Annotated in this window: 9 protein-coding genes; all 9 read right to left on the bottom strand. The window is 46.1% G+C overall.

Annotated elements, in window-relative coordinates; all coding sequences use genetic code 11:
* Positions 1 to 17: 17 nt before the first annotated feature.
* Positions 18 to 2,096 (bottom strand): exodeoxyribonuclease V subunit alpha, encoded by a 2,079-nt coding sequence (gene recD / locus H8K32_RS18885; protein WP_246447501.1) that lies wholly within the window; start codon positions 2,094 to 2,096, stop codon positions 18 to 20.
* Complete coding sequence (recB, locus tag H8K32_RS18880) at positions 2,093 to 5,842, bottom strand: exodeoxyribonuclease V subunit beta (protein ID WP_186914116.1); 3,750 nt, start codon at positions 5,840 to 5,842, stop codon at positions 2,093 to 2,095. The genes recD and recB overlap by 4 nt, the downstream gene beginning before the upstream one ends.
* Positions 5,839 to 9,345, bottom strand: a complete 3,507-nt coding sequence (gene recC / locus H8K32_RS18875; protein WP_186914115.1) for an exodeoxyribonuclease V subunit gamma — start codon at positions 9,343 to 9,345, stop codon at positions 5,839 to 5,841. Before recC ends, recB begins: the two co-directional genes overlap by 4 nt.
* A 304-nt stretch (positions 9,346 to 9,649) precedes the next feature.
* Positions 9,650 to 10,213 (bottom strand): GspH/FimT family pseudopilin, encoded by a 564-nt coding sequence (locus H8K32_RS18870; protein WP_186914114.1) that lies wholly within the window; start codon positions 10,211 to 10,213, stop codon positions 9,650 to 9,652.
* A 1-nt stretch (position 10,214) separates the two neighbouring features.
* Positions 10,215 to 10,673 (bottom strand): type IV pilin protein, encoded by a 459-nt coding sequence (locus tag H8K32_RS18865; RefSeq protein WP_186914113.1) that lies wholly within the window; start codon positions 10,671 to 10,673, stop codon positions 10,215 to 10,217.
* A 75-nt stretch (positions 10,674 to 10,748) separates the two neighbouring features.
* Positions 10,749 to 14,732, bottom strand: a complete 3,984-nt coding sequence (locus H8K32_RS18860; protein WP_186914112.1) for a pilus assembly protein — start codon at positions 14,730 to 14,732, stop codon at positions 10,749 to 10,751.
* Entirely contained in the window at positions 14,729 to 15,355 is a 627-nt protein-coding gene (locus H8K32_RS18855; protein ID WP_186914111.1) for a pilus assembly PilX family protein, read from the bottom strand. The genes H8K32_RS18860 and H8K32_RS18855 overlap by 4 nt, the downstream gene beginning before the upstream one ends.
* Before the next feature lie 28 nt (positions 15,356 to 15,383).
* Positions 15,384 to 16,433 (bottom strand): PilW family protein, encoded by a 1,050-nt coding sequence (locus H8K32_RS18850; protein WP_281388618.1) that lies wholly within the window; start codon positions 16,431 to 16,433, stop codon positions 15,384 to 15,386.
* A gap of 8 nt (positions 16,434 to 16,441) precedes the next feature.
* Positions 16,442 to 17,017 (bottom strand): type IV pilus modification protein PilV, encoded by a 576-nt coding sequence (gene pilV, locus H8K32_RS18845; protein WP_222613196.1) that lies wholly within the window; start codon positions 17,015 to 17,017, stop codon positions 16,442 to 16,444.
* Positions 17,018 to 17,424 lie beyond the last annotated feature (407 nt).

The raw sequence follows: 17,424 nt of genomic DNA, 5'->3' as shown, positions 1-17,424 counted from the left end.
AATTTCGGCAAGGCAATCTATTCAGAATGCAGGGCAGCCATCAAGCCACTCGCTCTGCGCGTTTTGACAGATAACGCTTTCTGCCAGATCAGGTTGACTGGACTGACTAAGGAAAAGTGAGTTCTGGCGCGCGTAATGCCGGTGTACACCAGCTCCCGGGTCAAGACCGGCGACATGTCTTGCGGCAATACCAACACCGTATGGGCAAATTCTGAGCCTTGGGATTTGTGTACGGTCATGGCGTAGGCGGTTTCTACATACCTTAAGCGGGATGCCAAAATGCTGCGTAGTTTGTCGCCATCGAGAAAATACACGCGGATTGGCTTACCGGGATCGGTATCAGGTAATGCCAGGCCAATATCACCATTAAACACACCAGTGTTGTAGTCGTTGCGCGTAACCATGACCGGGCGTCCGACATACCATTCGCTATCGCGCTTGATGAGGCCTTGTGCGTGCAGGCTTTGCTCTATCTCTGCATTGAGACCATTGACACCCCACTCGCCTTCTTTGATGGCACACAAAATTCTGAACGTATCAAAAGCACGTAAAACAGTAATGACCCATTCTTTAAATCTATTTTCTGCATCGGCGTGTTGATCCTGGGTTTGACTGGGCGACAGCGCGGGTGCTGGTGCTGGTACTGGTGCGGGACGCTGCTTCAGCAATTCCAGATAGGCTTTATAGCCACCAGCAGCGCCAGCACGCCCCGCCATCGCCAATTGGATAAGCTGGGTAGGTTTTGCATGTTCTATCCAATGCAAAATAGGTTCGCTAGTGCGGAGGCACGTATTGGCGGCGTCGGTGTCACCATCATTAACCGCATTCGCCAACATCCCTATGGGGCCACTGAAACGGCGGCTTTTACGCAGCATCACCGTCTGCTGTGCGATAGAACCTGCATTGCCGGCAAATGGTTTTGCAATAGTTTGTCCGGCAGTTCTTTGTATGTACGAAATGCTGGCATCGGAGTATCCACCAACCTCTGCGTCGCCGCACAAATCGCCTAATACTGCGCCTGCTTCGACGGAGGCAAGTTGATCTTTATCGCCCAATAATACCAAAATGGTGTTCGGTGGCAAGGCGTCAAGCAAGGACGCCATCATTTCTAAATGGATCATGGAGGCTTCATCGACCACCAGAATATCCACATCCAAGGGGTTGCCAGCATGATGTCTGAAATGACGTGTATCTGGTCGGGCACCCAGCAGGCTATGTAACGTGCGGGCGGCGCCCATACGCGAGGTTAGTTCTTGCAAAGGTAAAGAATTGCCGAGCTTGCGGGCAAGCTCTTGCAAGGCATTATCTATCGATTGTTTTAAGCGTGCTGCTGCTTTGCCGGTTGGTGCTGCCAGTGCTATACGCAAACGTTCTGGTCTTTCATTTAGCGCAAACATCAGTGCGATCAGCCGCGCGACGGTATATGTTTTGCCGGTACCGGGACCACCCGTAATGATAGAAAGACGACTTCTGACGGCGATCGCGCAGGCAACTTTTTGCCAATCTGTTTCTGTGTTGACTGACGTATTTTGAACTGTAGATGACGCGTCGAACAAGACATCAAGCCAACGCCGTACATCGTCTTCGGCAACATCAATACGGCTATTGGCCCGCGTTCGTATCGCTTGCGCGACGACAGTTTCGTCTTTCCAATAACGTCTCAGATAAAGGCGATGTCCTTGTAAAACCATAGGCTGTTGTTGGTCCTCATTGGACGATGGGGAAAACAAATCGTTCGTTTGCCCGGCGCTGCATGGAGGCGCATCAAGGTCGGCGATATAAATATGCTCGCCTGTCTTTAAGGCCGCCATCCATGCCTGACTGTTTTTGGGGAAATCACATTCGGTGCTCAGTTTATTCCAGATGCTGGGTTCCCATTCGAGGACCGCACACGGATCTTGCGCAAAGCTATTGAGGTCAAGACATATGTGGCCACGTGCCTCGATTTCTGTCAGAACCGCTGCACCAAATAGCTGCACCGGATCGCGCATACCACGATCAATCATAAAGCGGGCGAATGCCAGCGCTAAGCGACGCAAGTGAGATTGTTCCACCAGCAAAGTCAAGTCTGCCAACAGATCTGCCGTGGTCTTCATTTGCGCTCCCATTCGCTGTTCTTTGCTTGCACAGCCGATTTTTCTGCTTCTTTTTCTGCACTTGTTTCAGCGTTGGTTTCTGCGCTTATTTCTGCAATCTTTTCTATATTTTTCATGAGAACATCAAGCTCGTTCAATACCTTTGTACTGGCAGGTAAATGATAACAACCATGTGTTGTTTCATTCGCTATCCCTCGTAAGAAGAAAAACACAGCGCCACCCAAATATATTTCTGGATCATATTCATCGCCCAGGCGTGAGCGCAATAAGCGATGCAGCGCCAGCATGTAAATCGCGCCTTGCACATCGTAGCGATGTGCTGCCATTGCAGATTCCAGTGCAGATTGATGATATCCGGCGTCGTCTGAACCTATCGAGTTTGATTTGTAATCAAGCACCCAATATTTACCCTCATACTCAAAGACCAGATCAGCGAAGCCCATCAAGAGGCCGTGTAATTTTTTCTCACTCAGGTTTTGACGGGCGATGCCGTTTAAGAAGTATTTTTGGCACACTGCATCCAGTGCCTGACCTGATGCGGCCGTACATGGAAACCAGAATTCCATCTCTGGAATCGAATGTTCGATTTCCATCAAGCTCGCGCCAAGTGGCAGGAGTGTTGTACTGGCGATTTTGGACAACCACGTTAGGGTATCTTCCTGATGATTATCCCAACCGGCACGTAAGCAGCGTTTAGCTAAACGCGCGCTGAAATTATCATCTGCGACAATACAAAATCCTTCGTTTGCCATCCACTCTAATTGCTCATGTAAAAACTGTCCTGGCACAGCCCCTCTTGGAAAACGATGCCAGGCGGCATTTTGTGATGGATGTACCACGACAGGTTCATCATCTTCGAATAGCTTATTGTCTTCTAGTCGTGCGACTGAAAACGTCTGGCTCAGATTACGAACGATAGAAGAAAAACTGGTGACGGACCAGGCACGATCAAATTGCGCCTGATAGATCGGAAACTCTATCGGCGTTTGGTTTTGTTGTTTTTGTTTGAGTTGTGACCGTGGTGCCTCGTCCGTTAATACGTCCATGTGTATTGCATCGCATTGAGCTCGCCAATGCTGCAAGACCGCTGGCAATTGCTCTATTTCTAGTTGTTGACCACCATTGATCAAATAGCCTAGGGCAGATTCGTGCAATTTCTTTTGGTGCGATGAGACACCCAGCCACAAACCATGCGAGGCGCGGGTCAACGCCACATAAAACAACCGTAATTCTTCTTCAATCCGCGCACGATCGACGGCTTGTAATGCTTCGTCACTCAGACTCAAATCAATGACCTGATTACCTTGATCATCAAGGTATTTGAAAAAGCTGCGGTTACGTCGTTGCGTGACCTTAGCCGAACTGGCGAATGGTAAAAATACCAAAGGATATTCCAAACCTTTGGATTTATGAATCGTAATAACCTTGACCAAATCGGCATCGCTTTCCAGCCGCAGAATGTGTTCATCACTGCCATCAGTGTCATCAGCGATTTGTTCGGCAAACCAGCGTATCAACGCATGTTCGCCCTCCAGTTGCTCAGTCGCGCTCTCGAGTAGTTCTGCCAGGTGCAATACATTGGTTAAGCTCCGCTCGCCACCGACGTGCTGCAATAATTTTTCTGGTAAAGCCAGATCATGGATAAAGCGTCGTATCGCCGCTAACACACCTTGCCGTTGCCATACCAGATGCCAGTCTTTCAATTGTTCCAGACGCAATTCCCACGCAATATCGTCGGCGCTGAGTTCTACGAGTTGAGCAAGGCTGAGCATCGCTGTTTCGGTCGCAAATGCTGCGCGCCCCAATTCGCTATCTAACGGTTCAGCAAATGCCTGCAACCAACGCAAGACATCGCGCGCCTCATCGCTCTTGATAACTGAATCTTTATCGGACAAATAGACACTGGCGACATTGCGTTCTTGCAAGGCTTTACGGATTGCGCTTGCCTCATTGCGGTCTTTGACCAGAATGGCAATGTCAGCCGGCTTTAATCGAACAAATCCATCTTCAGACTGAAAACCGGCCTGTTCAGAATTGAGCTGTTCAACGATGTATTGCGCACAATGCCCTGCAAAAAATTGTTGCGCGTCGTCTTTGGTCGCAGTTGCATTGTCCGCATAGAACAATTGCAGTGCTGTGGCGGGTGCTGGCGAGTTAGTTTTGGTATCGAATGCTATGAAGTGTGATTTCAAGCCTTTTGCTTGCACAGCTTCAAATGGGACAGGGTTTTCAGACTCAGTACGGAAGCGAAACGCGCCGGGTTGATGTTCCGCATATCCGGACTGGTTTTCGGAAAACAAGAACACCTGATTCACTGCATCAACCAAATTGGTGGTGGAGCGATAATTCATTCCCAGCAAATAATGTCGCCCTTCCGTCGCTTTACGCGCGGCCAGATAGCTATGGATATCTGCTCCACGAAAACCATAAATCGATTGTTTAGGATCGCCAATCAAAAATAAGCCCAGATCACTAGCATTGTCTTGCACGTGATAGAGCGCATCAAAGATCGCATATTGGTCTGGCGACGTGTCCTGGAATTCATCAATCAAAGCAACCGGATATTGCATGATCATGCGATTTCGCATTGCGACGCTATTTTTTCCGGTCAATGCTGCTTTTAGCCTTTGCAGCATATCTTTAAAACCAAACTGACTTTGTTGCAACTTTAATTCATCAATCCGTGCGGCAACCATGCTCACAGCGTGGCGGGACAAAATATGGGCGATTGGTTCGATTTGACTTAATGCTTCTTGCAGCGGCGCAATGCGATCAAAGATCTCCGGAACGACGACTTGATAAGCTTTATTGCAAGCACCGACCAGCGCGTCTGGCTGAAATTTTTCAAAGGCTTTATCAAAATCGTGTGGCCACAACAAAGCAGGGTCGAGCGCCCATTGTTTGAGGGCAATCAACCATTTTTGCACATTCGCGGGCTTTAATTTTGTTGCACTAAATTGTTTAGGTGCTCTTTCTTGTTCGCTGGCAAACCACGCGAGCATTTGGTCTGCTATTTCTGACCAGCCTTTTTTTATCTCATGTAATTGTTCAATTTGCGCAGCTTGCGCCTGAGCGATGACATTTGCGAGTGACGCCGAAGAACTGTCCGCCATGATCGCCGCATGGGGTAGTAAACTTCTCAAGACATCTTGCAGAGCATAAACGTCACGCCAGCATTGAGTGACGATATTCAACGCCTGGCTATTGAGCGGATACACTTGCTGTCGCCAATAATCACGGACGGCGTTTTCTGTGATGCCTGATTCGTTACTTAATAACTCTTCATCAAACAAACAGCCACTATCAAATGCATGCTCTCGCAACATCCTTTGACACCAGGCATCGATGGTAAAAATCGCCGCTTCATCCATCGCATCTGCCGCCATGCTAAGTTTATAGGCGGCTTGTTGACGTTGTTCAAGATCAGGATAGTCTTGCAAAAGCAGATTCAAAAATGGATCATCATCGAATATTTTCTCACCGCCAGAAGCACGAAAATACACGGCAGCCGTAGAGAGTCGCTGACGAATGCGATCGGTCAGCTCTCTGGTCGCTGCGCGGGTAAACGTCATGACCAAAATCTCTGACGGATGTAAGCTGCGCTTAAATGCGTTCTCGTCACCGTGCCCTAGCACCAGACGCAAATACAAAGCGGCAATCGTCCACGTTTTGCCGGTACCTGCACTGGCTTCGATCAGGCGTGATCCATGGAGCGGGAAACGAATAGGTTGGAGGTGAAGACTCATAACGCGACTCCAGACGCAGAGAAGTCATTTTGTTCTGGTACAAGTGGCCGGATTTGCAATTGGTTCACCCAGGTACATAAAGGTTCATATAGCGCGCGGGCACTGGACTCCCATTCAGGGGTGGCATTGAGCGCAGAAAAATCTGACCAAACGCGTGCGAGATAAGCATTATCAACCTCACCAGACTGATTAAAACCACCGTCATAAACCGGTCGCGGATCTTTTCCGGCAATCAATGCCAGGGAGGTTTTGCAGGTACATGGATAAATATGATCCAGACTTTTTTTCCATAATTCGATCAGACATGACAAGCTCGCTGTCGCTTCTGCCGCAGACAATGGTGGCATAACGATGACAGCATCCCGTGCGACTAGATAGGCGCTGACAGTCAGGCCAGCTTGCGCGGCAGCTAATTGTCTGAGCCACGCGTCGATTAACTTGTCCGGGCGTATCATACCTTTTGCGTCGAGAACTTTGCTTGGCGTTTTCAACAAGCACACCGTCTCTTTGTCGATGCCTTGATGATTGTGCCGCAAGCGATCTAACCAATCAGACAAAATGATGCCTTGATGTTCAAACATCAGTGGCAATTTCTCCGCTTCAATCGGATAGTCATTACGTAGTGCCTGATAAGCATCGACGATAGGCGTTAATTCAGTGACGAGCCTGTCCTGTAAATATCGCCCTGGCAAGCCAATGGGGAAGCTACCTTCTCGCGCCAGGGCCTGGACTTTGAGGCGCAATTGTTCTTCAACATTCATGCCGTCACGATTTTCCGCGTCTGCACTTAACAGGCGCTCTGCAAATAAGTATTCACTCAAACCGTCAATCGCAAATGGTTCTTCATCATCGCTCGCTAAATGGTTTTCATTAAAAATCACACCAAGGCGTTTTTGAAAAAAATAGGCAACAGGTTGTCGGATAAAGCGTGCCAATTCACTGAGCTTTAAGCGGAACTCTGGTTCTAATTCAAAGACATGAATTGGCTCTTCAGTGATTGGCATTTCAGGTTGCACCGATTGCGTAGCGGCATCATTTTTATCCCGCTTTTTTTTATTATTGTCTATATCTCGCAAGCCATGCGCCGCGCCCCATTCGGTGGCGTAGGTGACAGGTCTTTGCTCTGAAGGATAGAAGTATTTGGCACTGAATGGTTGCAACGGATATTCCGTTGTATGCTGGTTGAGATCGATATCCCAACCAGCACGCAAATAGTCTTGTAATTGAGAAATCAGAACGGATGGTGGCTGTTCAGAATTATCGCGAATGTTGCGCCCTACCCAACTGACATAGAGCTTATCTCGTGCCGATAATAAGGCTTCGAGCATCAAATACCGGTCATCGTCGCGGCGCGAACGATCACCAGGCCGAGCCATTCCCGGCAAAGCAAGCAAATCAAAATCCACCTGTTGAGCACGTCGCGGGAAATCACCTTCGTTCATACCGAGCAAACACACGACTTTATAAGGCATAGAACGCATCGGCATGAAAGTACAAAATGTTACGCCACCAGAAATAAAGCGCTGATTCAAGCTCGCTTCATCTAAGCCACCTAGCCATGCTTCACGGAACACCGCGAGGGAAACGGGTTCTGAGAAATCGGCTTGTTCACACAGATCTGCCCATGTTGCTAAAGACTCATTTAAGCGCATTAAGACGACGCGATCATTATCAGACGCTGCAACAAAAAAAGCTTCTAAAAATTCGCGCCCTACAACGCTCCATTCGTTAGGTAACATTGAAGAGAGCATCCGTGCTCGCCACGCGATCAGGCGCGTGACGAATTCAGCCAATGATCCAGCCAGATCAGCATCCAGGCCGCCAATTTCTGCATAAGGCTCAATCCCTTGGTAGTCTTCTGCCGCGCCTACCGCATAGCCAAGCAACATTCTTTGAATACCGAATATCCATGAATTTTGCTCGCCGGCGGCACTTAAGCCTAAACCGCTGCGGTGAGCTTGATTCAAACCCCAACGTATTCCTGCGCCTTGTATCCAATGTTTGAGTTTGGGCAGATCGCCCTCTGTAAGACCAAAACACGCGGAGAGTGCTGGGACATCAAGGAGATCACAAATTTCACTTTGCAAACATCGCTGTTGCGGCAAGCGCAGCAACCATTCAAGCGCAAGCAATAAAGGATTATTTTTGCGGTCAGAGGCATCCGCAATTTCAAAAGGAATATAACGCGCATCGTGACGTTTGTATTGCGCAAAGACAGCCCTGATCGGCGCTGAAAATACGGCAATATCGGGAACCATAACGACGATGTCTTTGGGCTGAATTACATGCTGACCAGGATTAGCGTTTGCGAGAATGGATAAAAGTCTGTCATGCAGTACCTCTACTTCGCGTTGGACACTGTGTGCCACATGAAATTCTATCGATTGGTCTTGGGCGCTAATGCTTTTTCGTTCGACTTCATCGATTGGCGATAGGTCGCGAATCGCGTTTTGTACTTGCCCTAACAAATGCGTACTCGCTTCTTCCGAAAAAAGATCAATTTTAAGACTGGAGAAATTCGATCTGGTTTGCTCTACCTGGTCAAATTCATCCAGCATACGGATGAAGTCACGCCCTAACTTACCCCAACTGGCTAGTAATGGATTACTGTGTATGTGCAATTGCGCCAGAGGTACTGAGGATAAGTCGATGTCGTTGCGATTTTTTTGGCGTTTGAATTGCGACTTCAGTAATTCACGTCCATCAATGATGTCGCCCCAATAAAATTGACAAGGATTTGGTACCGCCAAAATCACTTGCGTATAAACGGATAATGCTGATAGTGCCTCTAAAGTCTGGCGTGGCAACGCAGATACCCCAAACAAAATAACGCGCCGGGGCAAAGCAGCCTGTGGTTTTTTACCGCTATGAATAGCGTCGATAAAACGCTGGTGAACATTAACGCGACCTAATTGCCTTTCATGTTCGGGAATGTCTTGCAAAATAGCGCGCCACAGTTTCGCTTGCCAAACTTGATCATCGCTCAATGGAAGCGCATCACTGCTAGCGCGATTGAGTCGATTGTTGCCTTGACTCCAATCAATCAACCAGTCTGTGCGATACATTTGATATAAGTCGATCAAATCTGCCAGACGTGCAGCCAATTGCAATCGACGCTCTGCATCACCGTTGGCTAAAAAGTTGCTAAGTGGTAAAAAATCTGTATCACCGAGCAATTCTGGAATCAGGCGCATTAAGCGCCAGGTTAATGGTGATTTATCTAAAAATGAACTCGATGGAATTTCACTGCGTCCCAACATGGATCGATACACCATCCACAAAAAACGGCCCGGCAATTCAATTCGATTGGCAGCGCAGATGCCGGCATTTTCCGCCAAGGCTATTTTCAACCATTCTGCGACGCCATTCGATTGCACCAGGAAGATGTCTTTTTCGAGAGGGTTCAAAGGGTATCGCTTAATCCAATCAAATACCGCTTCCTGTAATAGCTCTAATTGATTGCCATGCAGAATAATCAAACCTGGTTTTATCACTGGCGCCATATGTGTTCCAACTAAAATGAAATGCGCATCGTTTGAAGTTTTAAGCTAAGCCACTTCATGCCAACAAACCTAGGCAGAAAAGCTCAAACCTCTATTCAACCTTGAGCGTAAACCGCGAATGCGGAAAGCACATATTGTGACATATATTAACGAATATTCATCAATGAAGCGGAAGGCATGTCTTAGGAATTAGACCCAGAAAAGATTTTTTATGAATCTGATGAATCTGATCTTTCTGATTTAACTAATGTAATGATATGGTGATATAGCGACGCTGGGATGTTGACCCTTTAAAACTCAGACATCAATTGCCTGTTTGCGTATCGCCACAACCTAGCTCGCGTTCAGGGTTGCAAATTTTTACTCTGCCTAAAAAATTTACTTTCACACGCTTAGTACTATCGCCCAAAGAAAAAGAAACGGTACCCGCTTGTGGTTGCTGGCTGTTAGCATTCGTACGACAACGCCCATTACCGGCATACGAAATGTAAGGTTGTGCTGCATCGGTAAAGTTATGGCTTACTTTAAATTTTTCGTTTAATGCTTCGTGTGAAAATATAATGGTCTCACCCGGATCAGCATGGCCGTTGATATTGCTGTCAATAAAAATTGTCCAACCAGATTTCCAACTGACGCCATCATTCGCCGCAACACTGACCTGGGAACCACGTTTGATCGCTTCAGAGCGCGTTAAATTGACCGCGGCATAAAACTCTGTAGCTGTCGTCATTAGTTTTTGCCGTTCTATCAATGTACTAAAATTAGGAACGGCTAAGGTCAACAAAATGCCAATCACACTGATGGTTACCAGGAGTTCAATTAAAGTCACGCCAGCGATACGAAGACTGCTAGATAAATATTTCTTCATATTACCAGCATTGTTCTTTACTACCAGATCCCGTGTATCCTTTGACGCCGTTACTATTGAGCGTAAAATTACCGCATACTAAATCTTGAAAGCGATTATCAACATTAGAAGAGCCGGGCACTGCTGTAATGAGAACGCAGCTTTTTATATCGCCGTCCTTACAAGCAGTAGCTTCTAATTCATAACTACTTTTGCCAGCGACATCACTGGAATACCATAAAAAATTTACTGCATCGGGATCATTTGATGATTTTCCAAAAACAATATAACGATTGTTTTGCGTGAAAAATTTCTCTTCTTGTTGCATCATTTTGAGCAAAGCACTTTTTGCCTCTGCGCGTTTTGCCTTTGTCACGCCAGAACTATACGATGCGTACGCGACGGTGCTCAATACAGCGACTATCGCAAGTGCAATAACTAATTCAATGAGATTAAACCCTTTGCTCCTATCTGTTTTCATACGTTTTCCTTAACTTTTCGTTTTCCAATCTTCACTATGATCTTGACTGTTTTCATACAGCATTTATCGAGCTTTTTATTGTGTTTTTCTAGACAGTGCGTCTTTGCGAAGTTCCTGGTAATTCTGCAGTTCACGCCAACTGAGTCTCCCCGCGCGAGTAATGACATCTGGCAAGGCTAGGGTTTCATTTCCGTTGGGACCGTAATTTTTTTGTACAAAAGTACTTGTCACACGCCGGCTTCCAGTTGCGTTTCTATCGCTCACGGTGGTATTCACATGCACTGTCACTGGCGCACTGTGCAAACCTATCCCGGATATCAACCCAGTTTCTCCCAAGCTCAATCCAGTTAAAACATCCACCAAATATCTACGACCACTTCCAGGTGAGCAAGGGTTGCCAGTCAAAGTCATACTATTAAATCCATAGTAATTACCGACAACCGTACCTGGCAAATCGTGATGAATACGTTCACCAGTAAGCTGGGAATTCACGAAATCCACATACCAGCCTTTGTTGCTTCCCGACTTTGTTCCGTAAGAAAAATTTTTTCCAGCAATAGCATAGCCATTCGCGGTTGCTATCATTACACGTTGCACCAATTGACTACGTCCCGTCACAACATCAGCGTTATAGGTCGTATCAAAAATGGCGTAATACGAATTTTGTACAAAATTGCTGACAACAATATCATTTGCCTCCAGATATTTGCCGGTGCCGAATAGCACTAAATAACCACCGCCAGGTGCAAAGACAATTTGGGGTTGGACCGTAATAGCTTGTGCTTTACCATTCGCAGACTTAGCTGAAAATAATAGGGTCGGCGTTTTGGGAATATTTCCAAAGCCACTGGTAATAAACGAAAACCTCCACAAATTTCCTTGCAAATCACCGACATACAGATTATTGACAGCGCCATCGCCGCCATAAGTGACATTGGGCGCACCGAGTCCGTTTGCTTGAGTTGCGTCCTTCACTGGCGTCATCAATTTAAAATAATTTGAATTAAGCACCCAAGGCTCATCCGGCATTTTATCGAGAGATAGAAAAAAGATGGCACCTTGCCCGCTTCCTTTGTCTTGGCCGTAATTATTGTAGCCACTAGAAACAACAGCAAAATTTCCGTAGGTCGGATTACTTGCTGTTCCACCTACCCGGAATTTAGCGATCAAAGGCGCGGAGACGAGGTTCCCCATGTCTGGGTCTGTTTTATCAGTAAACTCCCATAAGGCACCATAACCCTCTGCAAAGTGATCCGGACGAGTAACATCTAAAGCGAACAAACCTTTTGCCCCATTTCCCATTCCGGAAATTAAGACTGTTGCCCAATTTTCCTTAATTTGCACATCCTTGATGACAATTTTTCCGTCAACAAACGATTGATGAGTGTAGGACGGATCCGTTAAGTTACTCAATTGTGGTATCAAGGCATTCGGAGCGTAGGCAAATAGTTCTTTGCCATTATCCGCATCAAATGCATGTAAAAAACCATCATTGGCGCCGACATAAACGGCTTTTTTGCGTGCAGCATTCCGATTATAAAAAGCTGTGTAACCTGGACCTGAAACGTTTTTTGCCGGTGCGCCATAGTAACTAGGTGTACTGTTGATAATATCGCCTAAAACACTGTCCCTTGTTCTGAATCGCCCAGCTGGCATGCCCTTACCATCTATATGCGACTCCAGGCTACGATCACCGCGCAAATACTTAATGCGTTCTGTAGCGAGATTATCAATGACGCCGCTGCTTTGATCCGTGTTAAGCTTTTCCTGATCAGCGGCGCTAAAATTGCTACCATCAGCCCACAAAAATGGCGTCATTTTTAAACTACCGTCCGTATTTATTCTTGCCGTATATATCTGTCTGTCCTCAGGTGCTGGAAATGGCGCAATTTTTTCCACGACGTTACCCGTCAGAATTTGACCAGCATCCCACTCTGGGATCAGATTTGCGTTAATTACACTCTTTTTCAATAAACTCCCTGACCATTTATTAGACGAGAAACCGGGCTCATAAACGTAAGGGTTGTCACTCATCATGGAGGATGAAATACCAACACCAGACAGGGTGCCACCCGATGACGTGACAGACTGAAAAATCGTATTGATCGCCTTCATCATTTTTTTTGGATCGCTTGCGAGAAAGAAATTGTCGGGATCAAGCTTGTTACCACTCGCCCACTCGGAATTATTATTGACGACAGACTTTCCATCACTAGCGAATGTCTTAAACGGATTTTTATCTCCATTCACATCATTAAAACCACCATATTTGGCAGCCAGATATAATTGAGATACCCGCGGACCAGTATTGACACGCGCCGGGTTATCGATAGAACCATTGCCACTTTCATCGACATCGAGCGTGAAGGTTTTTACCCTCACAGGCTTATCAAAACGAATATCATTGGTATGCGCCCAATAGGCGATACCGGCGAGATAAAAGGTCCCATTCACTGACCCGGTATAAGACGTGGACATGTTGGATAAATTCGGATATGGATTGCTGTTGCCATAGATGGCACTGGACTCCATTGCTGCTAACACATCGGTCTGCGCTTTAACGTCAAATGCAGGTAATCTGGCGTTACCGCTAGCATCATTAGATGAAGTCTCAACAGCGCGTTTAGAACGATTTGCGCCAGTCAATGCAGTCCCCGGAATATATGTATCCTGATGCGTATTGGCATCACCAATGGCGACAATATAATTTCGCTGGCATGAGGCAACAATCGGGTCCACCCATTTCGTCACCACCTGAAAATTATCCCGCATGGCTATTGTCATGCCATTGGTACTTTCTGGTGTAGGGGAGTTTCCTTGCAGATAGCGGATGCTTTCATAATACAACTCGCTTAATGGGTCATAGGTTTTATAGTTCCCGCTACGTCCAAATTTATTGAGGTAATTAATGACCCCGCTATTACCACTGAGGTCTTTCTCTGGATTGACGACAAATATGCCTGTTACAGAATCCCATTCTGGTCTGTCATTTGGTTCGGCTAAGAAGCCGCTGCTTGCCTGATACTGTAAGCTGCCGATATACTTAACAGGCGCTCTTAATACGCCACCATAGCGTGTGTTTGCGTTGTCAAGCAAATAGCCGAATGCGCCATATCTCACCGAATTTTGGTAACGCTGCATATGACCAACTGGCTTGTAATTTCCGCCAGGGTACTGCATGCATAAGTCAATTCTGGAATTACTTTCGGAACTATCGCAAACCTGAACACGAACTAAAAATTCTCCCAGCCCCCTGTCAGACGACATATAAAGTTTGATATCTGAAGAGGCATTATTACTCGGATAGGTACGCGTAGCTGCGCATGAACTTTGAGTGTCAACGTCTGAAAAAATAATTTTATTCTCGCAGTTAAGAACGTAGAGTTTAGCCACCTGATATGGGGTCACCTTGCCCGGTGCACTCATGGTTGATGTGGCACTCACTATTTTCTTGGGGAAATATCCAGAGTTATAAAATCCGGAAGGTAAAAAAGCGCGCTGCAAAATCGTCTGGGAAACGTTATCGACGACTCGATCACCACCAGTCAGCGACAGCCGCAGCATGTCTATGGCTGAGGCTGAAGCCCAATTCATAAAGTTGCCACTAAAGGAAGCCCCATCGCACTCATGGTTTGTATCAGCATCCTTGACCACGTAAAAATAGCCATTCTGCATATCAGACCAACTTGCAAATCGGGTGGCATTACCGTTGGCATCGACTGTATTGAAACCGCTGCTATTTGCCAACACAAAATTTTTAACGCCGCCACTTAAGTAACATTTTTTACTATTGAAATATCCCAGATATTCGGTCGCTTTATTGTAGTCACTTGCATTAGCATACGCCGCTTTAACAGTCGGAAATTCAACTGACAAATCCAATAGCAAATTAGGATGAACACGACCACTACTGATATACAGCGGCGTATCAGATAATACCAATGTTGGAGGTGTCGCAAAGGAATAAGAACACATGCCGAGTGTAAAAAAAATCCATGGAAGAACGCATAACGTACTTTGCTTCACTGTATTGATGGCTTGGAGAATAAAATCACTCATGCGGACTTCGGCGCCTTTCGATAGTAAGTTTGTAGTACGACTTGTGTTTTGGAATCAGATCCAAAACCAATTGCCGTAATTCGAAAAATATATTTTGTCCGTTCGTCTGCGCTCTGCCCCGCTTCGACATCTTGCACCACCTCGATCAGATACTTTGGCAACTTCGCTGGAAATATCCCCTTGCCGATGGCCATAGTTTGTCCAGTAAAGCGGCCCAATTTCACCAACGATGCATCATCACTATCATCAGCTAAATCTATGCTTAACCAGACTGGGATCTGTCCGGGAGGTGACGGCAAGCACATACCTTGATAAATATTGCCGTTCCCCTTTGCACATCCAGTCTCAAAATAAAGCTGAGAGGCAGAATCAAATAAATAACTTCGACTTCCTGGTAATACTGCCTGCGAATCGATATCCATCTCAGCATCTTTCAATGCAGCTTCTGCCGCCATAAAAGCAACTTGACGATCCCTGTCAGTACGCGATGCTTTTTCATTTTGAAGCGCAAGGTTTGCCAGTGACATACTTAGAATCAGAATTACTAATGTCATTAAAAGCGCGACGACGAGGGAAATGCCGCGTGGGCGGGAAATCAAATTTTCTTGAATCAAGACTTTCATTGAGTAATTTTTAAAGCAAATCAGAAAATTAGTTTGGTGCCTGACAAGTACCACGCACAGGATCTACATCACAGCGATTGCGCAAAACTACGGACATTGTGTAAATTCTTCTCAGTCGTTTTCTACGATCTGGAGTCAGGTCTTTTTCACGGATCGTCGTGCCCTTGTCAGTACTTGCTGAAAGGGATGCGTAGTCATCACCAAACAAGTTATAGGTGTTCGTTGCACTATCGACCCTGGCACTTTCTGAACCACTAATCAGAAGCGCGATTTTGATCTCCGTTACTTTTTTCCAAAAGGTCTTGCGGTTCAAGTCTGCCTTTTTCTCTGCTTCAGTCGCTCCAGACAGAACTAAACCCGCATCAAGCGCATTAATCGCAGTGGCATTTAAAAATTTACTGGCGCTACCATTAGCGGGCTCATTTGTATCGATACCGTATAGCACTTGAAATGACTCCACACCTTTAACGACAGCCTGCGCATTCCAACTGATTGATCCACCTTTAGAATTGACTGACTGATATTTACAAAATAGCTCGGGCTCTTTATTTATATCGTTGGAAACGTAGTAAATGCTCCATCCCCGATCCTCGTCGACAGTTTCTGCTGAGGATGGTGCCGGAACAGAAAACCCAGCGCAATTAGTAATAGAGCCATCTCCGCCAGACGATGTGCCAGAACCAAAAAAACGCACCGCCAAGACATCGCTTGAATTGACCGACACACCAAGAGGGGACGAAAGATCTGACGAAGCAGCACTCAGACTGTTTGCATCCAGACCGCCAACGTCTGCGGATGCTATCGATGGTGTAATCTGGGGCGCATTATTAAAATCAAGGTTAACAAATCCAGCCTGTCTTAATGAACGGCCAATATTATCCAAAGCGAACCTCGCGGTTTCCTGAGTATCAGCGTAGTCAGCATTCGTCAAAAAGACGCTTTTGGTCGAGAAAATCAAGCCCGAAGCAATAAGCAGCAATAACAAGCTTAAAGTGACTGACACCATCAATTCCACTAAGGTGAATCCTCGGTTTTGCTGGAGATGAGATTCAGAATCGTAACAACAAAGTCTTGACATCGTTACTATTACCTCGCGTAGGGCTCAACAGGTATCGCAATTTGAGGCGATGCAGCTTCATCGCTGTCAGAAACCTCTCTCGTCGGCTTTTTTGAAAGCCAACCAATCTTAATGACAAAACCTGCCTGACCGCCCGGAGTGCAAGACCAGGTCAGTGCGCCCTTTGAGCCATCAAAGGGTGATGCATCTCTGCAAACCACAGCGCGCGCCGCAGGCAACTCGCGTTTCAAGCTTGACAGCCATTCGTAGATATCTGCTTTTGCAAGTTCAACCGGAGTGCAATTTGCTGAAGTTGCGTAGCACATAGTCGGTCTCGCTAACGCACCGTCTTTACGTGAATCGTAGCTGATGTTACTAAATAAATTTGCACCATCAGAGAGTTTCATTTGAGCGTCGTTTGAGCGGATCTTTTCCGCTAATTCGTTAGCCAACGCAACAGCTGAAGTATTAAACCCTGCTTGCTGCGATGCTCTTAAGGTTTCGAGTTGCAATCCAACTGCGCATAGCGATGTGATCGATAAGATAACGAAAGCAATGAGCACTTCAATTAACGAAAAACCACTTTGTTGAGTTCTTTGAATCATATAAATATACATTACGTTACTTAATGATATTTATATTACCCTATGAACAATAAAACTCTTGCGTTTTTTGTTTAAAAAAAACAATGAACTTGTTTCAAATTTGATACAGGTAACTATTTATGGTTTAAAAAAAAACAGAACGAAATGAAAAATATTGAAAGGATCATTCACACCGAAAACTTGTGTTGACGAGAGTACGCTGTGGGGTAGCTCTCAGGGTGTTGGATATTTAGATCAGCGGGCTGCAGTTGTCCTACATTGCAGAGCTTAGAGCGAGTCGTTGTGGGGCGAAGAACTGAGAACGGTGAACGGAGAATGGGATTTGATAACCTTGGTGATTGTAGAAGAATTTCTGAATCACAAAAGCAAAACCCCTCGCTGTTTTCACAGAGAGGGGTTGCAATTTG

It is taken from the genome of Cognatundibacterium jejuense (assembly GCF_014284255.1).
GTDB lineage: Bacteria > Pseudomonadota > Gammaproteobacteria > Burkholderiales > Burkholderiaceae_D > Undibacterium > Undibacterium jejuense.
Note: the sequence above shows the minus strand (reverse complement) of the source record. Positions and strands in the feature narration are given on the sequence as shown.

Coding starts and splice junctions, on each gene's coding strand:
- H8K32_RS18865 (WP_186914113.1), bottom strand. CDS start 10,673: ATGAAAACAGATAGGAGCAAAGGGTTTAATCTCATTGAATTAGTTATT.
- H8K32_RS18860 (WP_186914112.1), bottom strand. CDS start 14,732: ATGAGTGATTTTATTCTCCAAGCCATCAATACAGTGAAGCAAAGTACG.
- recD (WP_246447501.1), bottom strand. CDS start 2,096: ATGAAGACCACGGCAGATCTGTTGGCAGACTTGACTTTGCTGGTGGAA.
- H8K32_RS18855 (WP_186914111.1), bottom strand. CDS start 15,355: ATGAAAGTCTTGATTCAAGAAAATTTGATTTCCCGCCCACGCGGCATT.
- pilV (WP_222613196.1), bottom strand. CDS start 17,017: ATGATTCAAAGAACTCAACAAAGTGGTTTTTCGTTAATTGAAGTGCTC.
- H8K32_RS18850 (WP_281388618.1), bottom strand. CDS start 16,433: ATGTCAAGACTTTGTTGTTACGATTCTGAATCTCATCTCCAGCAAAAC.
- recC (WP_186914115.1), bottom strand. CDS start 9,345: ATGGCGCCAGTGATAAAACCAGGTTTGATTATTCTGCATGGCAATCAA.
- H8K32_RS18870 (WP_186914114.1), bottom strand. CDS start 10,213: ATGAAGAAATATTTATCTAGCAGTCTTCGTATCGCTGGCGTGACTTTA.
- recB (WP_186914116.1), bottom strand. CDS start 5,842: ATGAGTCTTCACCTCCAACCTATTCGTTTCCCGCTCCATGGATCACGC.